At 71.6% G+C, this 24,794-nt stretch carries 24 protein-coding genes; 19 read left to right on the top strand and 5 right to left on the bottom strand.

The window, feature by feature from the left end; translation table 11 throughout:
* Window positions 1-49: 49 nt before the first annotated feature.
* From AB0N82_RS13890 to AB0N82_RS13865, 6 genes are all read left to right on the top strand, one after another.
* The gene (locus tag AB0N82_RS13890) at window positions 50-478 is read left to right on the top strand and encodes a helix-turn-helix domain-containing protein (protein WP_363392342.1); all 429 of its coding nucleotides are present in this window, start codon (window positions 50-52) and stop codon (window positions 476-478) included.
* 128 nt (window positions 479-606) lie between these two features.
* Window positions 607-1,311, top strand: a complete 705-nt coding sequence (locus AB0N82_RS13885; protein WP_363392340.1) for a DsbA family oxidoreductase — start codon at window positions 607-609, stop codon at window positions 1,309-1,311.
* The gene (locus AB0N82_RS13880) at window positions 1,308-1,967 is read left to right on the top strand and encodes an NAD(P)H-binding protein (RefSeq protein ID WP_363392338.1); all 660 of its coding nucleotides are present in this window, start codon (window positions 1,308-1,310) and stop codon (window positions 1,965-1,967) included. The genes AB0N82_RS13885 and AB0N82_RS13880 overlap by 4 nt, the downstream gene beginning before the upstream one ends.
* Before the next feature lie 201 nt (window positions 1,968-2,168).
* Window positions 2,169-3,593 carry a ferric reductase-like transmembrane domain-containing protein gene (locus AB0N82_RS13875; protein WP_363392336.1) on the top strand — a complete coding sequence of 475 codons (1,425 nt, stop codon included), beginning with the start codon at window positions 2,169-2,171 and terminating at the stop codon, window positions 3,591-3,593.
* 10 nt (window positions 3,594-3,603) lie between these two features.
* Complete coding sequence (locus tag AB0N82_RS13870; protein WP_363392334.1) at window positions 3,604-4,116, top strand: FMN-binding protein; 513 nt, start codon at window positions 3,604-3,606, stop codon at window positions 4,114-4,116.
* Entirely contained in the window at window positions 4,113-4,901 is a 789-nt protein-coding gene (locus AB0N82_RS13865; protein WP_363392333.1) for an FAD:protein FMN transferase, read from the top strand. The genes AB0N82_RS13870 and AB0N82_RS13865 overlap by 4 nt, the downstream gene beginning before the upstream one ends.
* A 9-nt stretch (window positions 4,902-4,910) precedes the next feature.
* Here the strand turns inward: AB0N82_RS13865 and AB0N82_RS13860 are convergent, their stop codons facing one another.
* The 3 genes from AB0N82_RS13860 to AB0N82_RS13850 are packed head-to-tail and all read right to left on the bottom strand — an operon-like array spanning window position 4,911 to window position 6,885.
* Window positions 4,911-5,879: a HAMP domain-containing sensor histidine kinase gene (locus tag AB0N82_RS13860; protein WP_363392331.1), complete on the bottom strand. Its 969-nt coding sequence runs from the start codon at window positions 5,877-5,879 to the stop codon at window positions 4,911-4,913.
* Window positions 5,876-6,589, bottom strand: coding sequence for a response regulator transcription factor (locus AB0N82_RS13855; RefSeq protein WP_363392329.1), 714 nt, complete (start codon window positions 6,587-6,589; stop codon window positions 5,876-5,878). The genes AB0N82_RS13860 and AB0N82_RS13855 overlap by 4 nt, the downstream gene beginning before the upstream one ends.
* Window positions 6,553-6,885 carry a hypothetical protein gene (locus AB0N82_RS13850; protein WP_363392327.1) on the bottom strand — a complete coding sequence of 111 codons (333 nt, stop codon included), beginning with the start codon at window positions 6,883-6,885 and terminating at the stop codon, window positions 6,553-6,555. The genes AB0N82_RS13855 and AB0N82_RS13850 overlap by 37 nt, the downstream gene beginning before the upstream one ends.
* Window positions 6,886-7,031: 146 nt before the next feature.
* Between AB0N82_RS13850 and AB0N82_RS13845 the strand changes: the two genes are divergently transcribed.
* The 10 genes from AB0N82_RS13845 (at window position 7,032) to AB0N82_RS13800 (ending at window position 16,963) form a co-directional block, all read left to right on the top strand.
* On the top strand, window positions 7,032-8,015 hold the full coding sequence (locus AB0N82_RS13845; RefSeq protein ID WP_363392325.1) for a 3,4-dioxygenase subunit beta: 984 nt from the start codon (window positions 7,032-7,034) through the stop codon (window positions 8,013-8,015).
* A 17-nt stretch (window positions 8,016-8,032) separates the two neighbouring features.
* Entirely contained in the window at window positions 8,033-8,269 is a 237-nt protein-coding gene (locus AB0N82_RS13840) for a twin-arginine translocase TatA/TatE family subunit (protein ID WP_363392323.1), read from the top strand.
* Complete coding sequence (gene tatC, locus AB0N82_RS13835) at window positions 8,266-9,084, top strand: twin-arginine translocase subunit TatC (protein WP_363392321.1); 819 nt, start codon at window positions 8,266-8,268, stop codon at window positions 9,082-9,084. Before AB0N82_RS13840 ends, tatC begins: the two co-directional genes overlap by 4 nt.
* Window positions 9,072-9,665 carry a hypothetical protein gene (locus AB0N82_RS13830; protein ID WP_363392319.1) on the top strand — a complete coding sequence of 198 codons (594 nt, stop codon included), beginning with the start codon at window positions 9,072-9,074 and terminating at the stop codon, window positions 9,663-9,665. The genes tatC and AB0N82_RS13830 overlap by 13 nt, the downstream gene beginning before the upstream one ends.
* A 47-nt stretch (window positions 9,666-9,712) precedes the next feature.
* A complete protein-coding gene (locus tag AB0N82_RS13825; protein ID WP_363392317.1) occupies window positions 9,713-10,732 on the top strand; it encodes a G5 domain-containing protein in 1,020 nt (339 codons plus the stop codon).
* Window positions 10,733-10,761: 29 nt separating this feature from the next.
* Window positions 10,762-11,478 carry a CoA pyrophosphatase gene (locus tag AB0N82_RS13820; RefSeq protein ID WP_363392315.1) on the top strand — a complete coding sequence of 239 codons (717 nt, stop codon included), beginning with the start codon at window positions 10,762-10,764 and terminating at the stop codon, window positions 11,476-11,478.
* 63 nt (window positions 11,479-11,541) lie between these two features.
* Window positions 11,542-13,221 carry a glucose-6-phosphate isomerase gene (pgi, locus tag AB0N82_RS13815; protein WP_363392313.1) on the top strand — a complete coding sequence of 560 codons (1,680 nt, stop codon included), beginning with the start codon at window positions 11,542-11,544 and terminating at the stop codon, window positions 13,219-13,221.
* A gap of 413 nt (window positions 13,222-13,634) precedes the next feature.
* Window positions 13,635-14,543: a phospholipase gene (locus tag AB0N82_RS13810; RefSeq protein WP_363392311.1), complete on the top strand. Its 909-nt coding sequence runs from the start codon at window positions 13,635-13,637 to the stop codon at window positions 14,541-14,543.
* 90 nt (window positions 14,544-14,633) lie between these two features.
* Complete coding sequence (locus AB0N82_RS13805) at window positions 14,634-15,212, top strand: PadR family transcriptional regulator (RefSeq protein ID WP_315992899.1); 579 nt, start codon at window positions 14,634-14,636, stop codon at window positions 15,210-15,212.
* Between the two features lie 53 nt (window positions 15,213-15,265).
* Window positions 15,266-16,963 carry an AarF/UbiB family protein gene (locus AB0N82_RS13800; RefSeq protein ID WP_363392309.1) on the top strand — a complete coding sequence of 566 codons (1,698 nt, stop codon included), beginning with the start codon at window positions 15,266-15,268 and terminating at the stop codon, window positions 16,961-16,963.
* Window positions 16,964-16,972: 9 nt separating this feature from the next.
* On the opposite strand, the gene AB0N82_RS13795 is transcribed toward AB0N82_RS13800, so the two are convergent.
* Window positions 16,973-18,091 (bottom strand): hypothetical protein, encoded by a 1,119-nt coding sequence (locus AB0N82_RS13795; protein WP_363392307.1) that lies wholly within the window; start codon window positions 18,089-18,091, stop codon window positions 16,973-16,975.
* Between the two features lie 63 nt (window positions 18,092-18,154).
* Between AB0N82_RS13795 and AB0N82_RS13790 the strand changes: the two genes are divergently transcribed.
* Entirely contained in the window at window positions 18,155-21,115 is a 2,961-nt protein-coding gene (locus tag AB0N82_RS13790) for a hypothetical protein (RefSeq protein ID WP_363392305.1), read from the top strand.
* Between the two features lie 28 nt (window positions 21,116-21,143).
* Here the strand turns inward: AB0N82_RS13790 and AB0N82_RS13785 are convergent, their stop codons facing one another.
* Window positions 21,144-22,085, bottom strand: coding sequence for a lytic transglycosylase domain-containing protein (locus AB0N82_RS13785; protein ID WP_315992895.1), 942 nt, complete (start codon window positions 22,083-22,085; stop codon window positions 21,144-21,146).
* 537 nt (window positions 22,086-22,622) lie between these two features.
* Here AB0N82_RS13785 and rpsA point away from each other — a divergent pair.
* Window positions 22,623-24,077 carry a 30S ribosomal protein S1 gene (rpsA, locus tag AB0N82_RS13780; RefSeq protein ID WP_315992894.1) on the top strand — a complete coding sequence of 485 codons (1,455 nt, stop codon included), beginning with the start codon at window positions 22,623-22,625 and terminating at the stop codon, window positions 24,075-24,077.
* A 120-nt stretch (window positions 24,078-24,197) separates the two neighbouring features.
* Window positions 24,198-24,374, top strand: coding sequence for a hypothetical protein (locus AB0N82_RS13775; RefSeq protein ID WP_315992893.1), 177 nt, complete (start codon window positions 24,198-24,200; stop codon window positions 24,372-24,374).
* The last annotated feature ends 420 nt before the right edge of the window (window positions 24,375-24,794 follow it).

Raw genomic sequence — 24,794 nt, 5'->3', positions numbered from 1 at the left:
CCTGCGTGGGCACCCGCTTGCTACGGTGAGTCGGTCGAGGAGGCGGGAGATGGCCACGGAGAGGAAAGCGGTGGGTCCCTGCGCCATGTGGCCCGAGGACAGCGCCTTCATCAGGGAAGTACTGGATCGCATCGGCGACAAGTGGACCGTCCTGGTGCTCAGCACTCTCGGTGAACGGACGCTGCGCTACTCCGACCTGATGGCGAGCATCCCGGGCGTCTCGCAGCGCATGCTGACGGTCACCCTGAAGGCGCTCGAGCGCGACGGGCTCGTGGAGCGACGGGCGTACGCGGAAGTCCCGCCGAGGGTCGAGTATCGGGTGACCCCTCTGGGCAGGTCTCTGCAGCAAGCCGTCCTGCAACTCTCGCAGTGGGCGGTGGAGAACCACGCGACGGTGGCGGCGAACAGAGCCCTGCGCGAGCGGATCGGTGTGGGCCGAGCCGGCTCTCGCGCCGAGACGTCAGCCTCCGTCGGCTGAGGCGGCGGCGGGGCCACGCCGGTTTCGCACGCGCACCTGCGCCTTCGTCGGGCACGCGGAAGTGCCTTTTGTGAACGATCTTCCACAGTCGGATGATGTTGCTACGCACTACAAGTGAGGTAAGCGACATGACTGATGACAACCCGTCTGAGACGTCCCGACCCGTCGTGATCGAGGTCTGGAGCGACCTGGGGTGCCCCTGGTGCTACGTCGGCAAGCACCGGCTCCAGGAGGCGATCGCCGGGCGCGCCGACGGAGACCGATTCGAGCTGCGTCTGCGCTCCTTCGAGCTGAACCCGGGTGCCCCGACGACCCCTGAGACGATCGAGAGCGCTTTCATCCGCTCGCACGGCGGCGACGCGCAGATCGTCGTCCAGGCGGAGCGGCGCATCCAGGCTCTCGCACAGAGCGAGGGACTGCCGTTCTCGGTCGACCGATTGAACGCGAACACCTCCGACTTCCACCGCGTCTTCCAGTTCGCGCAGGACCAGGGCGTCGGTCTCGAGTTCTTCTCGCTCGTGCAGGACCGGTTCTTCGCGGGCGACCTCAACCCGTTCGCCGCGGATTCTCTCTCGGCTGCCGGCGCCGAGGTGGGCCTCTCCGCAGACCGGGTCCGCGAGGTGCTCGCCGGAGACGAGTACGCCGATGCGGTCCGGGAAGACAACGAGGAGGGCCGGCGTCTGGGCGTGCAGGGTGTGCCGTTCACGGTCTTCGACCGTCGACTGGCCGCGTCCGGGGCCCAGTCCGTGAATGGCTACGCGCAGGCGCTCGCCCAGACCATCGCCTCCGCCCCTTCAGAACCGACGCCGCCGACGGAAACGGAACGCCCATGACCACCCTCCTCGTTCTCGGCGGCAGCGGACGCACCGGCGTCCATGTCCTGTCCCAGGCAGTCGAACGCGGTCATCGCGTTCGCGCGCTCGTTCGCAACCCCGACGCCCTCGTGGCACCCGATGGCGTCGAGCTCGTCGCCGGAACCCCCGCTCGCATCGACGACATCCGCCGCGCCGCGGAAGGCGTCGACGCGGTGGTCAGCGCGTTGAACAACTCGCGCGCCAGCGACAACCCCTGGGCCACACCCGTCAGCCCGCCCGCGTTCATGACCGACGCGACCCGCGACACCCTCACGGTCATGACGGAGAACGGCATCCGCCGGATCGCCGTCGCCTCCACGCAGGGCGCCGGCGACTCCTGGCCCGCGTTGAACCCCCTGATGAAGGGGCTCATCAAGACCTCCGGAATCCGCCACGGGTACACCGATCATCACGGCGTCGATGCGGTCATCCGCGCGTCCGACGTGGAATGGGTGATGGCCCGCTCGGTCGCCCTCTCCGACGCGCCCTCCCGCGGAGCCGCGCGCGCCGCGCTCGTGGGCACGGAGAAGCCGGGGTTCAGCATCAGCCGCGCCGACGTCGCCCGCTTCCTCCTCGACTCCCTCGAAGACGACACCTGGCTCCGACAGGCGCCGCTGATCTGGAACGACCGCTGATCCTGCTCTCCTCGGCGCTGCTTCTCCGCCCGGCCGTCCCCGTCGCGCCTCGGCTGGGAGCCTCCCGCGCGCTCCTCTCACGACAGAGCCCGCCGCGCCCTGGCGCCGGGTACCGACGCTGAACCTACGTAATCCCTATGCATCCGCCCACCCGCCCGCCTTCTTGGAGCCGTCTGGGGAGCGCGCGGGCACGCTGAGCGCATGACCGCAGCACCCGTCCTCACCGCCCCGCCCGCAGCCGTGCCCGCGCGCCGCGCGGTGCGGCCGCGCACGAGCAACCGGGCCGCCTGGAACCTCGCAGCCGTCACGGTCGTGTGGGCGACGAGCCTGATCGTGGTGGCGGTGTGGGTCTCCGGCGGCGAGGTCCAGGCGCTGCTCGCGGGGGGAGGCGACACCCTCAACGCCCTCGGCCGGGCAGCGGGCCTGGCATCCGCCGACCTCCTCTTCTACCAGGTGCTGCTCATGGCGCGCGTGCCGCTGTTCGAGCGCGGCTTCGGTCGTGACGGGATCACCCGCATGCACCGGATCGTCGGCTTCTGGTCGTTCGCTCTTTTCATCGCGCACATCGCCCTGCAGATCCTCGGGTATGCGGTCTCGGCGGGGCTCAACCCGCTGGTGCAGGCGTGGGAGTTCGTGTGGGACTACCCGGGCATGCTGCTGGCGACCGCGGGCACCGGCCTGCTGCTGCTCGTTGTGGTCACCTCGGTGCGCAGGGCCCGCCGTCGTCTGCGGTACGAGTCGTGGCATCTGCTGCACCTCTACGGCTATCTCGGGGTCGGCCTCGCGATCCCGCACATGCTGTGGACGGGCGCCGACTTCACCGCCAACCCCGCCGCGACCGTGTACTGGTGGACGATGTGGGCTCTCACGGCCGCCGCGGTGATCGTGTTCCGGCTCGGGATGCCGTTGACCCGGTCGCTCCGTCACGGCATCCGGGTGAGCGCCGTCGAACGCGACGGCGACCGCGGGGTGTCGGTGCGCCTGACGGGCCGCCGGCTCGGGGCGTTGAACGCCCGGGGCGGGCAGTTCTTCGTCTGGCGCTTCCTCGACGGATCCGGCTGGACGCGCGGGCACCCCTTCTCACTCGCCGCGGCCCCCGACGGCCGCGAGCTCGTGATCTCCGCCCGTCTGGTGGGCGACGGCACGCACCGGCTCGCCGCCCTGCATCCCGGCACGCGCGTGCTGATCGAGGGGCCCTACGGCACGCTCACGACCGACGAGCGGCGCGGGCGCGAGCTGCTGATGATCGGCGCCGGGGCCGGCGTCGCCCCGCTCGTCGCCCTGCTCCAGGAGGCCCGCTGGGCCCCCGGCGAGGCGACGCTGCTCGTGCGCGACCACACCGCGGGCGACGCGCTCCGCGTCGACGCGATCCAGCGCCTCGAGCGGGAGCGGGGCCTGCGGCACGCGGCGCTGCCCGGCCCGCGCGCGGCCACCGCCTCGCCGTGGCTCCCGCAGTCGCACGCTGCGTGGGCGGGTGCCGATCTCGTGCGGTATGTGGCTCCTCGTCCCGCCGACACCGACGTCTATCTCTGCGGCCCCCGTCCCTGGATGGACGCCGTGCGCACAGACCTCCGCCGTGCCGGCGTCCCGTCGGCTCAGATCCATCTCGAAGCCTTCACCGTCTGAGGAGGACCCGATGAAACGAATCGTCTACGCCGTCATGGCCACGGTGACGGGCCTCGTGCTGCTCTTCAGCTACCGCACCTCGGTCGCCCCGGATTCCGCCGGCGCGCTGTCGGACGTCGCTCCCGTGTCCACGGGAACGACGGCGGCCGCCCCCGCCCCGACCCCGTCCGCGTCGTCGTCGAGCTCCTCGGCATCCGGGTCCTCGTCGTCCGGCGCGGCCGGCCAGACCACCTCCCGCGGACTCCGCGACGGCACGTACACCGGCTCGTCCGCGAACACCCGGTACGGACCGGTGCAGGTGCAGATCACGGTGTCGGGCGGCTCGATCACCGACGTGCAGGTGCCCGAGTACCCCTCGTCGAACGGACGCGACCAGCAGATCAACTCGCGCGCGCTGCCCACCTTGATGCAGGAGACGATCCAGGCGCAGAGCGCGCAGGTCGACATGGTCTCCGGTGCCACGTATACGAGCACCGGGTACCGCACCTCGCTGCAGTCCGCCCTCGACCAGGCCCGATCGTGACGGCTCCGGCGTTCACGGTGACCGAGCCCGTGATGGGGACCGTCGCCTCGCTGACGGTCAAGGGCACCCGCACCGTCGCCGCCGAGACGGCGTTCGCCGCGGCCCTCGCCCGCCTGCGCGACGACGAGCGCGTGTTCTCGACCTACCGCGTGGACTCCGACGTCTCGCGCCTGCGCGACGAGGGCCTCGAACTCGGCGAGCTCGATGCGCGGGTCGCCGAGGTCGCGGAGCGATGCCGCGATCTGCGCCTCGCGTCGGGCGGTCGCTTCGACGCGCACTGGCAGGGCTGGTTCGATCCGACCGGGTATGTGAAGGGGTGGTCGGTGGATGCCGCGGCCGCGGCGTTCGACGAACTGCTCGCGGACGGGGTCGTCGAAGCGGTCGGCCTCAACGTCGGGGGAGACATGCGTCTGCGCACGGCCCCGGGGAGCGAGCACGCGTGGACGGTCGGAATCGCCCACCCCGTGCACGCGGGCGTCCTGCTCGCGACGGTCGAGATCGTCGACGGGGCCGTCGCGACCTCGGGCACCGCCGAGCGCGGAGCCCACCTCGTCGATCCGCGCACCGGCGAGCGCCGCGCGGGCCCGGTCAGCGCGACGGTGCTGGCGGACGACCTCGCCACCGCCGACGCGTGGGCGACGGTCGCGGCGATCGCCGGCGTCGACGACTTCGCATGGATGCCGGCGGCACCCGTGGCATCCGGGGTGGTGTGGGAGCACGGTGACGTCAGACGCTTCGCGGGCGGCGTCGAGGTGACGGCGTTCCGCTCCGCCGTGGCGGGCTGACCGCGCTTCTCAGCGGGCGCGCGGCAGACGCAGCGCGAACACCGTGCCCGCCGGTGACGTGCTTTCCACCTCGATCCGTCCGCCGGCGCGCGTCGCGGCCTCGCGCACCAGCGAGAGCCCGAGACCGAAGCCGCGACGCCGGCCCGACTCGGCGCCGCGCGCGAAGCGTTCGAAGATGCGGGGGAGGTCGGCATCCGCGATCCCGTGCCCCTCGTCGGCCACCCGGATCACGACGTCGTCCCCCTCGTCGCGGGCCGTGACCGTCACCGTCCCGGCGGCGGGCGTGTGACCGACGGCGTTGTCGAGCAGCGCGGTGCACATGCGCACCACCGTGACCGCGGGGACGGCGACGACGACATCGGCGAGGGCGCCGGTGCGCACATTCACCCCCGCGTCGTCGGCGAGCGCGTCGAGGCCGGCGACGGCCGCGCGCACGCTGCCCGCGGTCGAGGAGGTGCCGGTCTGGGCCGCCCCTTCGGCGGTGAGCAGCATGTCGGTGAGCACGTCGTCGAGCACCTGCGCGTCACGACGCAGCTGCGCGACCGGCTCGTCGGCGGGTTCGGCGCGCTGCAGGCGCCGCTGGACGATCTGGATACGACTGGTCAACGCCGTGAGCGGGGTGCGCAACTCGTGACTCGCGTCCGACACGAAGGCGCGCTGGCGGCGGAGCGCGTCGTCGAGCGGACCCACCGACCAGCGCGCGGCGGCCCAGCCCACGAGCCCGAGCACCACGACCCCCACCAGTCCGAGCCCGATGACCCACGGCAGCACGTCGTCGAGATCGACGACGAAGCGGTCGCCGCCGGGGGGCCCGAACCCCGGGCGGTGACCACCCCCCTCCTCGCGCGCGCCCGACACGAGCACCCAGACCAGGATGCCGACGCCCCCCGCGATCGCGGCGGCGGAGGCCCCCGCCACGAGCGCCCCGACGCGCAGGGCGGCACGTCGGACGACCCGACGGTCGTCCTCGGCGCTCACCGAGCGGCCCCCGCGCGGTAGCCGCGTCCGCGCACCGTCTCGATGACCTCCGTGGCGGTCTTGCGGCGCACGTAATGGACGTAGGTGTCGACGGTGGTCACCGCATCGGGCGAACTGAACACGGCGCCCGCGATCTCCTCGCGCGAGAAGACGTGATCGGGGCTGCGGCTGAGCACATCGAGGACGGCGTTCTCGGTCGCCGTCAGGGCCACGCGCGCCCCGCTCGGGCCGTAGGCGACGCCGGTGTCGGGGAGGTAGGTCCAGTCGGACACCTCGCGCCGACGTCCCTCCGCCCGGAAGGCGCGAAGGAGTGCGCGGAGCCGCGCAAGCAGTTCGTCGAAGTCGAAGGGCTTGAGCAGGTAGTCGTTCGCGCCGGCATCCAGGCCGTCCACCCGGTCGGACACCGCGCCCAGGGCCGTCAGCATGAGCACCGGCGTCGTGATGTGCGCGGCGCGCAGGGAGCGCACGATCTCGGCCCCGTCGCAGCCGGGAACGCGCCGGTCGAGCACGACGACGTCGAAACGGTCGCGCAGCGCGCGCTCGCGGCCGGCGAGCCCGTCGCCCTCGTGGGTGACGTCGTAGACCTCGCGCAGCACCTCGAGCGTCATGGCCGCGATCTCGGCGTCGTCCTCGACGTAGAGCAGCCGCGCGCGCGGCGCGGGAGCAGCCGTGGTCACCGCGCCCCGGCCACGGGCGGGTGCACGGTCCATCCGAAGCGCTCGAGCGCCGCGTGCAGTCGGCGAGCCTGCGCCCACGCGATCGCGCCCGAGGTGTCGGAGTAGACGTCGATCGCGAACGGCGGCGGGTCGGCGAACTTGGGGATCTCGACCTCGGCCCACGCGTGCGGGGCGAGCCACACGCGCGGCCGTGCGGTACCGGCATCCTCGACGTTCCCGTCCGCCGCGAAGGCGATGGCGTCGAGGGCGTCGATCTTGGTGATCGGCATGTTCACGACGAGGGTCACGGCGTGCAGCTGCGGCGTCATCACGGTCCTCCCGACCTTCATCCTGACACGCCGTCGCGAGCGGCGGGCCGGTGGATCGAAGGCGTCGATCGACGCAAAGCAGGCTCATAGGAATGCGCAGGGCCCGCGCAGGGTGCCCCGCGCATCCTCGATCCGACGACACACCCACCGAGAGCCGGGAGGCGACCGTGAGCAGGATCCCCGAGACCCAGTTGACCCCCGAGGGCCCGACCTACGAGGGGCGGTTGCTCGACCGGGCCGACGAGCCCGTCGTCGACCAGGGAGCGCCGTTCGACATCCGCACGCTCGTCTCCCGGCGCGGCATCCTGGGGTTGGTCGTGCTGGGCGCGGGGGCGGCGACCCTCGCCGCGTGCACGCCGGCGGCGACCGGGTCCACGGCGACGACCGCGACGCCCACGGCGACGCCGACGGCGACCACGACCCCCTCGGCGACCCCCACGCCCTCCGCATCCGCGACGACGACCGCTGCGGCTCTGCCCGCGGGAGAGATCCCCGACGAGACCGCCGGGCCCTACCCCGGCGACGGCTCGAACGGCGTCGATGTGCTCGAGCAGTCCGGGATCGTGCGCAGCGATCTGCGCTCCAGCCTCGACGGCGGAGCCACGGCCACCGGCGTCCCCATGACGCTGAACCTCACGATCTTCGACACCGCGGGCGGCGATGTGCCCTTCGCCGGAGCCGCCGTGTACGTCTGGCACTGCGACACCGAGGGGAACTACTCGATGTACTCCTCCGGCATCGAGAACGAGACCTATCTCCGTGGGGTGCAGGTGGTCGGTGACGACGGCGTCGTCTCTTTCACCTCGATCTTCCCCGGCTGCTACGACGGTCGCTGGCCCCACATCCACTTCGAGGTGTATCCGAACGTGGATGCCATCACCGATTCATCCAACGCCATCGCCACCTCGCAGGTCGCCCTGCCGCAGGCCACCTGCGAGACGGTGTACGCCGACACCGCCACGTACCCGTCCTCGGCGTCCAACCTCTCCCGCGTCTCGCTCGACAGCGACAACGTCTTCGGCGACGACGGGGGAGTGCTCGAGCTCGCCACGACCTCGGGCGACAACGCGACCGGCTGGACCGTCTCGCTCGGCGTCCGCGTCGACACCACCACCACCCCGACCGCGGGCGCCATGCCCGGCGGCCGCTGACCCGGAAGGACCCTCCCATGCTGCAGAACCTCACCGGCTGGCACGCCCTCATCGTGCTCGCCGTCATCGTGCTCATCTTCGGCGCTGCGAAGCTGCCGGCCCTCGCCCGCAGCCTCGGGCAGTCCGTGCGCATCCTCAAGACCGAGGTCGGCGACTCCGGGGCCGACACCGGTGCCGTCCCGGCCGACCGGACCGACGACCGTATTCCGCTGACCACGGCCGTGCCCGTCAGCTCCCCGCCGAGCACGACATGACCACCGTCGCCGCCCCCACCGCTGCGGCGCCTCGACCCGAGGCGCCGCGGTCGGCCCCCATGCCCGTCGTCGCCCACCTCGACGAGGCCACCCGCCGCGCGATGCGGGCGGCGCTCGCCGTCGCGATCGGGGCCCTCGTCGGCTGGTTCCTCTACGACCCCCTGATGGAGCTGCTCCGTGCCCCGATCGCGCAGATCGCCGCCGAGCGTGACGCGAGCCTCAACTTCGACAGCGTCACGGGGGCGTTCGACCTGCGCCTGCGGTCCGCGCTGGTGACGGGCGTCGTGCTCGCCAGCCCCGTCTGGCTGTACCAGGTGTTCGCGTTCGTGCTGCCGGGGCTCACCCGTCGCGAGCGGCGCTACGTGCTCGGATCGGTCGGAGCCGCGGTGCCGCTGTTCGCGGCCGGGTGCGCCACGGGGGTGCTGCTGTTCCCGCACATGGTGTCGGTGCTCACGGGGTTCGCCGCGAGCGAGGACTCCACGATCCTCGACGCCGGCGCCTACGTCGACTTCGTCCTGAAGATCATGGTCGCCACCGGCGTCGCCTTCGTGCTGCCCGTCGTGCTGGTGGTGCTGAACCTCGCCGGCCTCCTGTCCGCCGTCACCCTGGTCCGCAGCTGGCGGTACGCCCTGGTCGCGATCGTGCTGTTCAGCGCGATGGCCACGCCATCCGCCGACGTGCTGTCGATGTTCCTCGTCGCCGTCCCGATGTCCGCGCTGTACGCGACCGCGCTGCTCATCGCCGCCCTGCACGACCGGAGGCTCGCCCGCGGGACGGCCTCCACGAGGGACGAGGAACCGACGTGTTCGGTCTGACGTTCGAGAAGCTCCTGCTCGTGGGCCTCATCGCCGCGGTCGTCCTGGGCCCGCAGCGCCTCCCCGTCGTCGTCGGCCGCGCGGCGGCCCTGGTGAGGGACCTGCGTCGAACGGTGGATGCCGCCCGGGTGCGCGCGGCCGAGGAGATCGGCGTCCCCGTCGACGCCCCGCAGTGGCGCGCCCTGGATCCGCGTCGGTACGACCCCCGCCGCATCGTCGCCGAGGCGCTCGCGGCGCCGTCGGTCGAAGGGATGAATGCCACGGCGTCGACGAGGAGGAAGATCGAGGAGCAGGCGACGGTACGCCCTCCGACGAACACCTCGCCGGGGGAGGTCGGTGTCGCCTCCGACGGCGCCGCGCCGACTCCCGCGCCCGAAGCGCCCGCCCACGGGATGCGCCGTATCCGCGGGGGGACCTCGGCGCACCCTCGGTGGATCGTCGTCCCCGTGGATGCGACCCTCGAGGACCCGGACACGAGTGCGAACGGCGGCGTGCCGACCGTCCCGTTGACGCCGCCGACAGGCTCGACGGGCGCGGACGCGATGGACACTGGACCGCGGCCCCCCGCTCTGCTCTACTGAGCCCGGACCGGTCGCGCGACGATGCGCGGGCCGGCGGGGGAGAGACGATGAGCGAACCGCAGCCCGGCTGGTATCCGGACCCTACCGACCAGCGGCGATGGCGCTGGTGGGATGGCGTCGTCTGGACGGACCAGGTCGGCGAGGGAGGGCGGCAGCAGACGTCGCCCCTCGCCGCCGCGCCGAGGAAGCGCCGCGTCCCGACCTGGGTCTGGGTCCTGGTCGTCGTTCTGGCCTTCCCCGTCCTCCTCGCGCTGTGGCCGCTCCTGGGAGTCGCGGCCCTGGCGGTCGTCGTGACCGGGGTGGTCGCGATCGCTACCCGGTCTCGGACGTGGCTGCGCTTCGGCTCGACAGGAGCGGCGGTCGCCGCCATCGTCGTGGCGGCCTTCGTCGTCGCGGGGACGGGAGGTCTGGCAGTCGTCGCCCTGACGTCCGCCCCGATGACGGTCACTGTCGCGGAACCCGCCCCGCTTCTTCAGCCGGTCGATGAACCGCGCTCGTCCTCGGCACCGATCGCAGAGCCGACGTCCTCCGTCCCTCCGGCGCAGGCCTCCGCAACCCCCCGAGCGACTGCGAAGCCGACTCCGACTCCGAAGCCGACTCCGACCCCGAAGCCGACACCGACTCCGGTGACGCGCGTCTCCGAGGTGGCGGTGGCATCCGCGATCCCTTTCGGCCGGACGTCGGTCGAGGACAACGGTCTGCCGCGTGGGCAATCGCGCATCGACGTCGCCGGTGCGGATGGCGAGAAGGTGTCGGTCTTCCGGGTGACGACGGTGGACGGAGTCGAGACCTCCCGCTCCCTCCTGCGGGAGTCCGTGACCCGGGAGGCGGTCACCGAGGTCTCCGTCGTCGGCACCTACGACCCGCCCCCGCCCGCCGCCGAGCTGCCCGGGTCCGACGGATGCCACCCGAGCTATGCGGACGCCTGTGTGCCGATCGACTCCGACGTCGACTGCGCGGGCGGGAAGGGCAACGGCCCGTCGTATTTCGACGGGGTCGCTCGCGTGGTCGGGCCGGATGTGTACGACCTCGACCGCGACGGAGACGGCTGGGCCTGTAACGGCTGAGGGGGAGTCGCGCTCGGTAGCCTCGACGCATGCCCTCGCCCCGCGCCCAGCTCGAAGACCTCCTCGCGCGTGGCCTCGGCGACATCTCCCCGGCTCTGCGCGCGTCGCCGGTCGAGGGGGAGGCCCGGGCCGCCGCCGTGCTCATCCTGTTCGGGGTGCTCGACGGCATCCCGAGCAGACGTCGGGCCGCTCACGTGCCGAGCGACCTGGATGTGCTCCTCCTCGCCCGTGCGAGCACCCTTCGCGCCCACCCGGGCCAGGTCGCCTTCCCCGGAGGCCGCGTCGACCCGGACGACGAGGATGCCGTGAGCGCGGCGCTGCGCGAAGCGCGCGAGGAGACCGGACTCGACCCGGCGGGCGTGCAGGTGCTGGGCACGCTTGCGCCCGTCCCTCTGGCGTTCTCCCAGCACGAGGTGACCCCGGTGCTCGCCTGGTGGGCGCGGCCGACTCCCGTGCACGCGGTCGATCGGGCGGAATCCGCGGCTGTCTTCCGTGCTCCCGTCGCCGATCTCCTCGACCCGGCGCGGCGGGGCTCGACGGTGATCCGTCGTGACGGGCGGGAATGGCGCGGCCCCGCATTCGCCGTCGACACCGCGGGGGGCCCGCAGATCGTGTGGGGGTTCACCGCGATGCTGCTGGACGGGCTGTTCGACCGTCTCGGATGGACCGAGACCTGGGATGCCGGGCGCGAGATCGCGCTGCCGACCGCGAGCCTCACCCCTCCTCCCCACCCCGCCGCGTCGTAGCGCCTTCCCCTGCATTCGTCATCCTCGCTGTGCGGGGCCGCGCGGGTCGCTAGCGTGGGATCCGTGACTGCGCCTATCGACCCCACCACCACCGCCTCCTGGTCCCGCCTCTCCGCCCTGCGCGACGAGTTCCAGCCCGACCTGCGCGGCTGGTTCGCCGCCGACGACGACCGGGCCCGTACCCTGTCGCGCACGATGGGTGATCTGCACGTCGACCTGTCGAAGAACCTCGTCACCGCCGAGGTGCTCGACGCCCTGCTGTCGCTGGCCGACGAGACCGGCGTGCGCGAGCGCTTCGCCGACATGCTGCGCGGGGCGCACCTCAACACCAGCGAAGACCGCGCCGTGCTGCACACGGCCCTCCGCCGCCCTGCAGGGGCCGAGCCCGCCCTGGTCGTCGACGGCCAGCAGGTCGACCACGACGTGCACGAGGTGCTCGACCGCCTCGGTGCCTTCGCCGACCGCGTCCGCTCGGGCCAGTGGCGCGGCGTCACCGGCAAGAAGGTCACGCACGTGGTCAACATCGGCATCGGTGGCAGCGACCTCGGCCCGGTCATGGTCTACGAGGCCCTGCTTCCGTACGCCGACGCCGGCATCCACGCCCGATTCGTGTCCAACATCGACCCCACCGACATCGCCCAGAAGACCGCCGACCTCGACCCCGAGACGACGCTGTTCATCGTGGCGAGCAAGACGTTCACCACCCTCGAGACGCTCACCAACGCGCGCCTGGCGCGCGACTGGCTCTGGGAGACGCTCGCGGCGGCCGGCGCGATCGACGACACGGATACCGCCCGCACCGACGCCGTGGCGCACCACTTCGTCGCGGTGTCCACCGCTCTCGACAAAGTCGCCGCCTTCGGCATCGACCCCGCCAACGCCTTCGGATTCTGGGACTGGGTGGGCGGACGCTACTCCGTCGATTCGGCCATCGGTCTGTCGCTCGCGATCGCCCTCGGCCCCGACACCTTCCGCGAGCTCCTCGCGGGGTTCCACCTCGTCGACGAGCACGTGGCATCCACGCCCCTCGCCGAGAACGTGCCGGTCCTCATGGGCCTGCTCAACGTCTGGTACACCAACTTCCTCGGCGCGCAGTCGCACGCCGTGCTTCCCTACGCGCAGCAGCTCCACCGCTTCGCGGCGTACCTGCAGCAGCTCACGATGGAGTCGAACGGCAAGTCCGTGCGCTGGGACGGCTCGCCGGTCACCACCGACACCGGCGAGGTGTTCTGGGGTGAGCCGGGTACCAACGGTCAGCACGCGTTCTATCAGTTGATCCACCAGGGAACGCGTCTGATCCCCGCCGACTTCATCGCCTTCGTCAACCCGGCGTACCCCCTCGCCGACGACGGACGCGACGTGCACGGGCTGTTCCTCGCGAACTTCCTGGCCCAGACCAAGGCCTTGGCCTTCGGCAAGACGGCCGAGGAGGTCGAGGCCGAGGGCACCACCGGTGCGCTCGTGGCCGCACGCACCTTCCCGGGCAACCGGCCCACGACCTCGATCTTCGCCCCCGCCCTGACGCCCTCCGTGCTGGGGCAGCTGATCGCGCTGTACGAGCACATCGTCTTCACGCAGGGCACGATCTGGGGCATCAATTCGTTCGACCAGTGGGGCGTCGAGCTCGGCAAGCAGCTCGCCCTGCAGATCGCACCGGCGATCGAGGGCGACGACGACGCCCTCGCCGCACAGGACGCATCGACGCGCTCGCTGCTCGACTACTACCGCGTCCACCGCAGCTGACGCGCGCCCGGCGCGGCCGTGCGGGCCCGCGCCCGGCCGACGGCAGCGGTTCGCTCCGCTACAGCGGGCCGTTCGGGAAGTTTTTCGCGACTTTTCCGGCGGCCCGCTGGCGGATTGATGCAGGCCCATCGGCGGCGTCGCGCCTCTTCGCGCTCGGCGGCTGGAGGCTTTCAGAGATACACCTGATCAGAGGCAGGAAGCGGGCACCGGCGCGCCTCCGCTCCACCGGGGTTCATCGCGCTGCGTCCGCGGGCACCGTCGGCGCATCGGGAGAACCCGCGCTCCCACGGTCCATTCAGGTAACGAAGAGATAACGCTCAGAACCGGCCCCCACACTCGGGGACTTGTGTCGACCCGACGACACGAGCCCGCGCTCGATCCCGACGAGCGTGCCCCCGACGAAAGTTCCTTCTTTGCTGCGTTCCGATTTGAAGCTCGTCCACGTCAACCGCGCCCGTCGCACCCTCGTCACCGCCGCCACCTGCGCCGGTCTGGCTCTCGGCCTCGTCGCCACGACCGGACTCGCGGTCGCCGCTCCCGTGTCGCTGCCGGATGCTTCGGCCGCATCCTTCGCGTCGCCCGGTTCCGCTCTGCCGGTCTCGTCGGCCCCGACGCTGGATGCCGTGACCGTCGGCGCCGACACGGCTCTCGGCGACGCGCAGGCGGCCCTGACCGACGCCGACGCCGTGCAGGCCGACGTCGCCGCAACCGGTCTTCCCCTGTCGATCGGTGACGCCACCGTCGACACCGCAGCGCTCAGCGACGCCGTCGACCGCCTCGGTTCCCGCGACCTCCTCCCCGTGCTCCTCGTGCCCGCGCTCAGTCAGAACGCCCAGACCGAGGCCGACCGTGTCACCGCGCGAGTCGCCGAGGTGCGCACGAGCCTCGACCAGGCCAAGGCCGAGAAGGCCGCCGCCGACGCGGCTGCCGAGGCGCAGCGCCAGGCCGAAGCCGCTGCCGCCGCGGAGGCGCAGCGGCAGCTGGAGGCCGCCGAGGCCCTCGCCCGCGTGAACACGCCGGACGGCGCCAAGGCGTACGCCGCGCAGCTCGCCGCGGAGAAGTACGGGTGGGGGAGCGACCAGTTCTCGTGCCTGGCGTCGTTGTGGACCAAGGAGTCGGGCTGGAACTACCAGGCCTACAACAATGACGGTGGGGCCACCGGTATCCCGCAGGCCCTGCCGGGGAGCAAGATGGCGAGCTTCGGCGCCGATTGGCAGACCAATGCGGCGACGCAGATCGCGTGGGGGCTCGATTACATCTCGCGCGGCTACGGCACTCCCTGCAGCGCGTGGAGCCACTCGCAGGCCGTGAACTGGTACTGAGAATTCCCCGCACGACCGCCCGCGAGGCCACTCAGCGATATATCGTTATGTATCGCTGACTCAGATCGGGTCCGCGCGAAGGAGGTCGTCATGAGTGGTTCATTCCTGGGAGACGCGTTCGGCGGACGCGGCGGCAACAACACCCCCGGGTGGCCGATGTCCAACATCCTCGAGGGTCTCGAGCAGCTGCGGACGCAGTTCGAGCAGAAGACCAGCTCGTCGCCGCGCATGAACAAGGGCGACGTGCGCTCCGCGGTGCTGTCGTTGCTGCTCGAGCAGCCGATGCACGGCTACCAGATCATCCGCGAGATCGAGGACCGCAGCGGCGGATCGTGGAAGCCGAGCCCCGGCTCGGTGTACCCCACCCTGCAGCTGCTCACCGACGAGGGCCTCGTGCAGTCCGAGGAGTCGAACGGGCGCAAGACCTACTCGCTCACGCCCGAGGGCCGCGCGGCCGCGGGAGACGAGACGACCGAGCGCACCGCGCCCTGGGAGTCCGCGACCTCGCGCGACAGCGGTCGCATGACGGCGCTGCCCAAGGCGGGCGTCGAGCTCGCCCAGGCAGCGGCGCAGGTCGCGCGCACGGGCGACAAGGAGCAGGTCGCGCAAGCGGTCGAGATCCTCGACGAGGCCCGTCGTAAGCTCTACTCCATCCTCGCCCAGGGCTGAGGCTTGCCCGAGCTCGACGCGTGCGGGGCGCACGTCGGCATCCAGGAGGATCGATGACCGACGACGCCCTCATGAAGGCCCGCTACCGCCGCATCACGCGGTTCGCTGCGCGCTATCTCGTCCAGGCGTGGTGGTACGAGCTGTTCCTGCCGCGGTTCGGCCTCGGGTGGATCTCCGCCCGGGGCCGCACCCGTCGGCTCCAGCGCATCGCGCAGCGCTTCCACGTGCTCGCGGTCGACCTCGGCGGCCTCATGATCAAGGTCGGCCAGTTCATGTCGTCGCGCCTCGACGTCCTGCCCCCCGAGATCACGAAGGAGCTCGAGGGGCTGCAAGACGAGGTGCCCGCGGTCCCGTTCGCGCAGATGCGCGCTCGCGCCGAAGCAGAACTCGGGATGCCGCTGGAGCGCGCCTTCACCTCGGTCGACGAGCGTCCCCTCGCGGCGGCGTCGCTCGGTCAGGCCCATCGTGCTGTCCTGACCGACTCCCTCGCGGACGAGACCGGCCTGCGAGCCGTGGTCCTGAAGATCCAGCGGCCCGGGATCGACCGCATCGTCGACGTCGACCTGCGTGCCCTGCGCAAGGTCGGCGTGTGGCTCAGCAAAGTCTCCCTCGTGCGGGACCGCGTCGACATGCCCTCGCTCGTCGAGGAGTTCGCGGTGACGAGCCTCGAGGAGATCGACTACCTGCACGAGGCGGCCAACTCCGAGCGCTTCGCCGCGGATTTCGGTGGCGAAGAGGGGGTGGCGGTGCCGGAGGTCGTGTGGGAGCGCACGACGCGGCGCGTCCTCACCCTGCAGGACGTCACCGCCATCAAGATCAACGACGTCGATGCGCTCCGCGCCGCGGGGATCGACCCCGTCGAGGTCGCCGCCCGCTTCGCCGCCGTCATGTTCGACCAGCTCTTCGACGACGGTTTCTTCCACGCCGACCCCCACCCGGGCAACGTGTTCGTCACCCCGACCGGGGGTACGACCGCCGCCGGCACACCGGCCTGGCGCTTCACCTTCATCGATTTCGGGATGATGGGGGAGGTGCCCCCGGGTCTGCGCCGCGGCCTTCGTCGCGTGCTCATCGCCGCGGCCTCGCGCGACGGCAAGGGGCTGGTCGACGGCATCCGCGACGTCGGCGTGCTGCTGCCGTCCGCCGACACCGTGCAGCTCGAGCGCGCGATGACGCAGCTGTTCTCGCGGTTCGGCGGCATGGGCTTCGCCGAACTGCAGGAGGTCGACCCCCGGGAGTTCCGCGCTTTCGCGCTTGAGTTCGGCGATGTCGTGCGCGCGCTGCCCTTCCAGCTCCCCGAGAATTTCCTGCTGATCGTGCGCGCCATGTCGCTCACTAGCGGCATGTGCAGCGCCCTCGACCCCGCCTTCAACATCTGGGACGCCGTCGAGCCCTACGCCCAGCGCCTGATCCGCGAGGAGAGCGGGAACACCGTGCAGGCGTTCGTGCGCGAGATGGGAGCGGTCGCCGGAGTCACCGCGCGTCTCCCGCGCCGTGTCGACAACCTCATCGAGCGTTTCGAGGACGGGTCGGTGTCGGTGCAGACGCCCCGCATCGAACGTCGTGTGCGCGAGCTCGAACGCATGGTGCGCCGGGTGGTGTCGGCCGTGCTGTTCACCGGCCTGCTGATCGGCGGCATCCTGTTGCAGGCCGAGCAGGCCGTGTTCGGCACGCTCCTGATGATCGCCTCGATCGCCCCGCTCTCGCACGCGCTGCTCGCCGGCGTCATCGCCCGTCGCAACGGCCTGTGAGCCGGGCGGTCATCGACCGTCGACGATCGACATGAATCCGGCGAAGGCGAAGACCAGCGGAACCAGGTAGAGCGCGCCGCGGAAGACGAACCAGGCGATCCGCGCCACGACGGGGCCGAGTCCCGTCTGCGGGGTCCGGGCCTGCAGTCTCCGACCGTCCGCGGCGATGAGCGGATGCGGCGGGCGCCATGCGTCGGCATCCCGCGTGCGGGCGACGCGCTCCACGGCCCCCTGGCCGCTCACGCGCTCGTCGACGTAGCTTTCGGCGTGCGCGGCGATCCGCGGGACGACGTGGCGGAGCACGGCATCCACCCGTTCCCAGTCCGCGGCGGTCGTGTAGTCGGCGTCGGCCCCGCGGAAGAAGACGAGGCGGTCGTCGCGCATCTCGACATCGAACCCGGGGGAGTGGTCCACCAGTGCCGCCATCACGTCCGGCGTCAGCACATAGAGCGCATCGGGTCCGTACCCCGACGGGGCGTAGGTGTGGAACGAGCGGTCGAAGTCCCCCTCGAGTCGCAGACGCTGGCCGCGGTCGATGGATGCCGGCAGCTCACCGCCGCGCCCGTTCGTCCGGGAATCGAGGACGAGGTGGGGCACGGCCGAGGCGAGGCGCACACTCACGTACTGCCAGGCCCGGGCACGGGACGCGCGGGCGCGCACGGTCCCGAACTCGGTGTCGCCGCTGGCGAAACGCGGATGTTCGCGCACACCCACGCTGTGGTCCGTGACGAGCGACGAGAACGTGGCGGCCGCGCTCGGGCGGGGAAAGAAGCCGTTCGCGAGGGCGGTGAGGTCCCGCCGCGCATGGCGCAGTCGCGTGCGCGTCGCGACCGGCCGCTGCGCCCAGCGCCAGAGCAAGAACGTCCCGACGAGCCATACCGCGAGCACGCCGAGCACCACGACGAAGGCGACGACGTCGTTCCCGGTGACCCGGCCGTCCTGCACGCCGTCCACCTGCACGCCGATGCTGACGAGCGCGATCGAGGCGAACCACAGCACGAGGGCGTTGTTGACATGCAGCAGCACCTGACGGCGCGTCGGCACCCACGACGGACGAGGGCGGTCGCCCGCGACCGCGAGCGCGGCGGCGACCTCCTCGGCGGGCGCGTCCAGCCAGCGAAGATCCACGCGTCGTCCTTTCCGGGGTGTCGGTCCGCCGGTGAGCGCCGGACGCCTCCCTAGACTGGCGCGGTGTCGACCGAACCGCGCCGTCCTCTGTCGGCGTGGCGCTTCGACGGTACGCTGCGCGCCTACCAGGCGGACGCCCTCGACCGTGTGGACGTGGATTCCGGCGGGCCCGTCCATCTGGTCGCCCCTCCCGGAGCCGGGAAGACGCTTCTGGGGCTCCTTCTCGCCGCACGTCGCGGTCGCCCCGCGGTGGTGTTCGCGCCCACCACGGCCATCCGCGCCCAGTGGGTCGCGGCCGCCCGGGGACTCGCCCACGACGAGGCGACCGTCTCCGACGACCCGTTCCGGCCCGCCGACCTCACTGCCCTGACGTATCAGGCGGTGAGCGTGCTCGACACCGCCCAGCCGTTCACCGCCCTCGCCCGCGCCCGGTGGGCCGACGAACTCGTCGGCGACGAGCGCACGCCCGATCAGGCGCACGACTGGCTCGACGCCCTGAACGAGAAGAATCCCGCGGCGTACCGGCGTGGCATCCGCTCCCGGTCACGGTCCGTGCGGCGCACGCTCGCCCGGCAGGATGCCGCCGCCCTCACGTCGGCGCTGCACCCGCGCGCCCGTGACCTCATGGACCGCCTCGTCGAGGCCGGTGTCGAGACGATCGTGCTCGACGAGTGCCACCACCTCCTCGACCACTGGGCTCTCGTCGTGGCGGCTCTCGTCGCCCGGATCCGCGCGGAGGGCCGGGAGCCGCTCGTGGTGGGCCTGACGGCGACGCTGCCGTCCCCCGACGACGCGAACGAGTACGACAACTACGTGTCCCTCCTCGGAGAGGTCGACCTCGAGGTGCCCGTGCCCGCGGTCGTGCGCGAGGGCGATCTCGCTCCCTATCGCGAGCTGGTGCACGCGGTCGAGCCGACCGACGAGGAACTCGCCTTCCTCTCCGCGCACGCCGCGGCCCTCGACGAGGCGCTGCGCACGACGTTCGCGGTCGGAGCGGGACGCGAATACCTCCGCGACGCGCTGCAGCCGCCCGCCGCTGCCACCGCCCCCATCGCCGATCCGCTCGCTCCGCCGTCGGCACCGCGTGATGTCCACACCTCGACGTCCGTGGGCGCCGACCTCGCTCGGATCGACCGGGGCCTGGCCGAGGCGTTCTCGGCGGACTTCGCGCGAGCCGAAGCCGCCGCGGCGATGTTCTCGGAGATCGCCCCCGACGATCCCCTGGTGGCGAGGCTCCCCGCGGTGGCCCGTCGGGCACCCACCACCGACGAGACCGTGCGTCTGCTCGGCCGCTACGCCCTCGATCGGGTGCTTCCCGACCCCGATCGTCAGGCCGACTGGAGACGTCTGCGCCGCCTTCTCGCCGATTTCGGTTACGCCCTCACCGACCGCGGCGTGCGGCGCACCCGCGACCCCATCGACACCGTGCTGGCCTCGTCTCTCGCCAAGGATCGCGGCGCCTGCGACATCCTCGCCGTCGAGCGTGCGCAGCTCGGCGACCGTCTGCGCGCCCTCGTCGTGACCGACTTCGTCACGCACGGGAACGTGCACGGCGGCCTGCTCGGGTCCGCCGGAGCGGTGCGCACCTTCTCCGTCCTCTCGACGGATGCCGGCACCGCCGCGTTGCGGGCGGTCCTCATCACGTCCTCGACCGTGCGCGTCTCCACCCGCCACGCGCCCGTCATCCTTCCCGCCCTCACCCGCGAGCTCGGCGCCGAGCTCGAGACCATCCCCTGCGCCGACGACCCGTCCGCCGTCGAGGTGCGCGGGACGACGGGAACCGGGGTCACCGGCGCGGCGTCGCGCCTGCTCGCCGCGGGAGAGATCGAGGTGGTGGTGGGAACGCGCGGACTCTTCGGCGAAGGCTGGGACTGCCCCGCGGTCAACACGCTCGTCGACCTCACCGCGGTGGCGACGGCGTCTGCGACGCAGCAGCTGCGCGGACGCACCTTGCGCCTCGACCCGCAGTGGCCGGAGAAGGTGGCCCACAACTGGACCGTGACCGCGATCCTGCCGCCCACGTCCTCTCTTTCCGCGCAACCGGATGCCGCCCGCCTCCGTCGCAAGCACGCCCGTCTCTGGGGTCTCGACGCCGATCGTCCCGGCTCCGTCGTGCGCGGTCTCGGTGCGGCGCTCGATCGCGATCGTCGCGCGGCTCTCGACGCCGTCCTCGCGAAGGACCCCGGCTCGTCCGTGCGTGCCGTCGATGCCCTCGCCGGCGTCCCTCCGCGCGCCGACACCCGCGCCGCGTGGCGCGTCGGCACCCCCTACGCGGACACGGAGGAGGCCGCTGTGGTCGTCGAACGCCCGCATCGCGCTCCGGCCTTCTCGACCTCTGTCGACGCCACTCGCGTGCTGGGCTGCTGGCTCGGAGGCTCCGTGGCGCTGCCGGCCGCCCTCGTCGTCCTGGCGTTCTTCCTGCCGACGGCGGTGGGTGCTCCACTCGCCGCGGTCGCGGCCGTGACGGGGGTGCTCCTGTCCGTCTCGTTCGGCCGTGCCTGGCGTCGCACGCGACGGCAGAGCCGCGACGCCCCGGCCACCCTCATGCGCATCGCGAGGGTGGTGTGGACCGCGCTGTCCGAGAGCGGCAGGGTCGCCGCCCGCCCCACCTCACCGACGGTCGAGGTCACGGGTGCAGGCGGCGACGGGATCCGCGTCGAGGTCCGGATGCCGCAGGCCGGGCTCGATGATCAGCGCACCTTCGCCCACGCCGTCGAGCAGCTGTGCGGACCCGTCCGCTCGCCCCGTTTCGTTCTGGAGATCGACCGCGGGGGAGGGTCGTGGTGGGTGCGCCGGGTCCTGGAGCACGCGGGCCGGGGCCGAGCGCGCCAGTTCCTCTCGGTCCCGGATGCCATCGGCCGCCGTCGCGACGACGCCGTGCGGTTCCACGGTGCCTGGCAGGTGCACGTCGGACCGGCGGTGCTGCACGAGTTCTCCGGCCCCGAGAACCTCGCGCTGATGAGCGAAGCGCGCCGCGCCGGAGGGTTCTCCGGCGCGACGCGCTCGATGTGGCAATGGCGGTGACCGGTTCGCGAGCCGGTCACCGCTCAGCTCAGTACCAGCCGACCGACTGCGAGTGGCCCCAGGCGCCGCACGGGCTGCCGTAGCGACCCGAGATGTAGCCGAGACCCCACGCGATCTGCGTACCCGCGTTGGAGGCCCAGTCGGCACCGGCGGACGACATCTTGCTTCCGGGCAGAGCCTGGGGGATGCCGAAGGCGCCGCTGCCGGAGTTGTAGGCCTGGTAGTTCCAGCCCGACTCCTTGTTCCACAGCGAGACGAGGCACGAGAACTGGTCGTCACCCCAGCCGTAGCCGGCGAGCATGCCGCGCGCGGTCGCCTGAGCACCGCCCGGGCTGTTGTCGCCCGAGCCGCCGCCGGACGCCGGGGGAGTCCACGACGAGCCGCCGCCGCTGCTCCCACTGCCGGAGCCGCCGGAGCCGCTGCCGCTGTTCGAGGCGGCCTCCTCGGCCGCGGCCTTCTCTGCGGCGGCCTTCGCCGCAGCAGCCGCCTCGGCCTCCTGGCGGGCCTTCTCGGCGGCCTCCTCTTCGGCCTTCTTCGCCACGGCGGCGTCGAGGCCGCCGCGCAGCTCGGCGACGCGCTGGTCGACGGCGGTGGTCGCCGCTGTCACGTCGTCGGAGAGGTTCGGAAGGAAGGTGTCGGGAAGAGCGGATGCCGCCTCGAGACGCTCGGTCGCCTTCTCGAGCGCAGCGGTGTCGACGTCGGCGGGCTGGCCGATGTCCAGGCCCGACGCGGCGATGTCGTTCTGCACCGACGTGACGGCCTGCATCGAGGCGGTCGCGGCGGTGGTCGCGGCGCGTGCCTCCTGGGCTTCCGGTCCTCGGGCGGCGGAGAGAGCGGTGGGGGTGGTGGTCGACGCGAGCGAGAAGGTCGCGGTCGACAGATCAGCCGGAGAGGCCGTGGCGGCGGGCACCGTGCCGGTGAGGGCCGCGGCCGCGACGACGCCGAGCACCAGAGCGCCCGCGGTCGTCACAGGACGACGGCGGGAGCGGCGGGCGGCTTGGCGACGGGAGCGACGATTGGTGAGGGACGTCGAATCAGAGCGCATAGAACCGGTTTCACGTGAGGGAGGGCGGTGCGGGTGTCACCGTCCGACCCGCGTTCGGCGGGCACGAAACCGGGAGCCTGGCACGCCAATCTGGACGGCACCTGGGCGCAAACCCTCCGATGCCCCCGCGAAAAGCGCCGATCCGAGGCGAATCGCCGATGTGCTTCCCCTCCGCCGGGTCGTCACGCGGCGCTCCGGAAGCCTGGATGGGCGACGTCGAATACGTGCGGCGCCGAGGCCGTCTCCGCGGTGGCGGGAGCGTGCGCTAGACTGGAGTGTCACTCGTGGGGCTTCACCCGATTCGTCGGGCGGGCCCGTGACATCGCACGAACAAATCCGCTTCGCTTCGACTCGTGGCATGCGTTCGCCCTCGGGCGTGCGGATGCCGACGGCCCCGGTCCGCCGGACCGACGGGCGCAGGAGTCGGAGCCCGACACCCACCCAACTAGGACAACCCACTACATGACTACCGCAACGACCGCTCCCGCTACCAAGCAGGTCGCGATCAACGACATCGGCTCGGCCGAAGACTTCCTGGCCGCTGTCGAGAAGACGCTCAAGTTCTTCAACGACGGCGACCTCATCGAGGGCACCGTGGTCAAGATCGACCGCGACGAGGTCCTCCTCGACGTCGGATACAAGACCGAAGGCGTCATCCCCTCCCGCGAGCTCTCGATCAAGCACGACGTCGACCCCAACGAGGTCGTCAACGTCGGCGACCACGTCGAGGCCCTCGTCCTCCAGAAGGAGGACAAGGAAGGCCGCCTCATCCTGTCCAAGAAGCGCGCGCAGTACGAGCGCGCGTGGGGCGACGTCGAGAAGATCAAGGAGAACGACGGTGTCGTCACCGGTTCCGTGATCGAGGTCGTCAAGGGTGGTCTCATCGTCGACATCGGCCTCCGCGGCTTCCTCCCGGCGTCGCTCATCGAGCTGCGTCGCGTCCGCGACCTGACGCCGTACCTCGGCCAGGAGATCGAGGCCAAGATCCTCGAGCTCGACAAGAACCGCAACAACGTCGTGCTCTCGCGCCGCGCCCTGCTCGAGCAGACGCAGTCCGAGTCGCGCACCACGTTCCTCAACAACCTGCACAAGGGCCAGGTCCGCAAGGGCACGGTCTCGTCGATCGTCAACTTCGGTGCGTTCGTCGACCTCGGCGGCGTCGACGGTCTCGTCCACGTCTCCGAGCTCTCCTGGAAGCACATCGAGCACGCCTCCGAGGTCGTCGAGGTGGGCCAGGAGGTCACCGTCGAGATCCTCGAGGTCGACCTCGACCGTGAGCGCGTGTCGCTCTCGCTCAAGGCGACGCAGGAAGACCCGTGGCAGGTGTTCGCCCGTACCCACGCGATCGGTCAGATCGCGCCGGGCAAGGTCACCAAGCTCGTTCCGTTCGGTGCGTTCGTCCGCGTGGCCGACGGCATCGAGGGCCTCGTGCACATCTCCGAGCTGTCGGGCAAGCACGTCGAGCTCGCCGAGCAGGTCGTGTCGGTCGGCGAAGAGGTCTTCGTCAAGATCATCGACATCGACCTCGAGCGTCGCCGCATCTCGCTGTCGCTCAAGCAGGCCAACGAGTCGGTCGACCCCAACGGCACCGAGTTCGACCCCGCGCTGTACGGCATGGCCACCGAGTACGACGAGCGCGGCGAGTACAAGTACCCCGAGGGCTTCGACCCCGAGTCGGGTGCCTGGCTCGAGGGCTTCGACGCTCAGCGCGAGCAGTGGGAGCAGGAGTACGCCGCTGCCCAGGGTCGCTGGGAGGCCCACAAGGCCGCTGTCGCGAAGGCCATCGAGGCCGAGGCGGCCAACCCGACGGACTCCGGTTCGTTCGGTGGGTCCTTCTCGTCGGAGTCGCCCGCCCAGGGCACTCTCGCCGACGACGAGTCGCTGGCGGCGCTTCGCGAGAAGCTCTCCGGTCGCTGATCCGTCCCGCATCGAAGGCCGGTACCCCTCTGGGGTGCCGGCCTTCGGTCGTTGCGGGGACCTTCCCGGGCCGTCCGCAAGCCCCGGGCCCGATGGTCCCGCCGACGGCAGGATGGGGTCATGGCTTCTCGACTTCCGCTCTTGATCACCCTCGCCGGCGTCGCCGTGCTCTTCCTCGCGATCCTGTTCGTCTTCGCTCTCGTCATCGGCGCGATGTTCTTCGGCGGCATCGAGTTCACCGGCGGTTCGATGGATGCCGCCGCGGGCGCGCCGGCCGTCCTGCACCTCGCTGCGTGATCGCGGGATACCCTCGATCCCGTCCGAACCGAAGTCCCGGCGTATCTCAGGGTTTTTCCTGATGAAAAAGGGAAAAAGCGGCAACGACACGCCCGGGGCGGGGTGTCGATTCGACGGCGTGGTCGTTCGGGCGTAACTTATTACTTGTTCGCCCCACAGGGGAGAGCGGAGCGGCCGAAAGGCCCCGCGTCCTCTCAAGCGGTGAACATCCCAAATCCTCCACCGGATGGTGTAGGGTTTTGGTTCTGGCCAGCGAGCCGGCACCCGAGGTTGATCTCTTCGTGAGGTCCCACTGTGGTTCCGGAGTTCGGGGTCAGTGAAGGTGGTGAACTGCCTCACGGTTAGGTCTAGGTGACTGTTTCTGTGGGTGCGTCCGTTCCTTGAGAACTCAACAGCGTGCACTTGTCAAATGCCAATTTA

The organism is Microbacterium sp. NPDC089186, assembly GCF_040685115.1.
Lineage (GTDB): Bacteria > Actinomycetota > Actinomycetes > Actinomycetales > Microbacteriaceae > Microbacterium > Microbacterium galbum.
Note: the sequence above shows the minus strand (reverse complement) of the source record. Positions and strands in the feature narration are given on the sequence as shown.

Coding starts and splice junctions, on each gene's coding strand:
- AB0N82_RS13855 (WP_363392329.1), bottom strand. CDS start 6,589: ATGGACCGTGCACCCGCCCGTGGCCGGGGCGCGGTGACCACGGCTGCT.
- rpsA (WP_315992894.1), top strand. CDS start 22,623: ATGACTACCGCAACGACCGCTCCCGCTACCAAGCAGGTCGCGATCAAC.
- AB0N82_RS13800 (WP_363392309.1), top strand. CDS start 15,266: ATGACCGACGACGCCCTCATGAAGGCCCGCTACCGCCGCATCACGCGG.
- AB0N82_RS13890 (WP_363392342.1), top strand. CDS start 50: ATGGCCACGGAGAGGAAAGCGGTGGGTCCCTGCGCCATGTGGCCCGAG.
- tatC (WP_363392321.1), top strand. CDS start 8,266: ATGACCACCGTCGCCGCCCCCACCGCTGCGGCGCCTCGACCCGAGGCG.
- AB0N82_RS13840 (WP_363392323.1), top strand. CDS start 8,033: ATGCTGCAGAACCTCACCGGCTGGCACGCCCTCATCGTGCTCGCCGTC.
- AB0N82_RS13825 (WP_363392317.1), top strand. CDS start 9,713: ATGAGCGAACCGCAGCCCGGCTGGTATCCGGACCCTACCGACCAGCGG.
- AB0N82_RS13885 (WP_363392340.1), top strand. CDS start 607: ATGACTGATGACAACCCGTCTGAGACGTCCCGACCCGTCGTGATCGAG.
- AB0N82_RS13870 (WP_363392334.1), top strand. CDS start 3,604: ATGAAACGAATCGTCTACGCCGTCATGGCCACGGTGACGGGCCTCGTG.
- AB0N82_RS13820 (WP_363392315.1), top strand. CDS start 10,762: ATGCCCTCGCCCCGCGCCCAGCTCGAAGACCTCCTCGCGCGTGGCCTC.
- AB0N82_RS13875 (WP_363392336.1), top strand. CDS start 2,169: ATGACCGCAGCACCCGTCCTCACCGCCCCGCCCGCAGCCGTGCCCGCG.
- AB0N82_RS13880 (WP_363392338.1), top strand. CDS start 1,308: ATGACCACCCTCCTCGTTCTCGGCGGCAGCGGACGCACCGGCGTCCAT.
- AB0N82_RS13850 (WP_363392327.1), bottom strand. CDS start 6,885: ATGAAGGTCGGGAGGACCGTGATGACGCCGCAGCTGCACGCCGTGACC.
- AB0N82_RS13805 (WP_315992899.1), top strand. CDS start 14,634: ATGAGTGGTTCATTCCTGGGAGACGCGTTCGGCGGACGCGGCGGCAAC.
- AB0N82_RS13775 (WP_315992893.1), top strand. CDS start 24,198: ATGGCTTCTCGACTTCCGCTCTTGATCACCCTCGCCGGCGTCGCCGTG.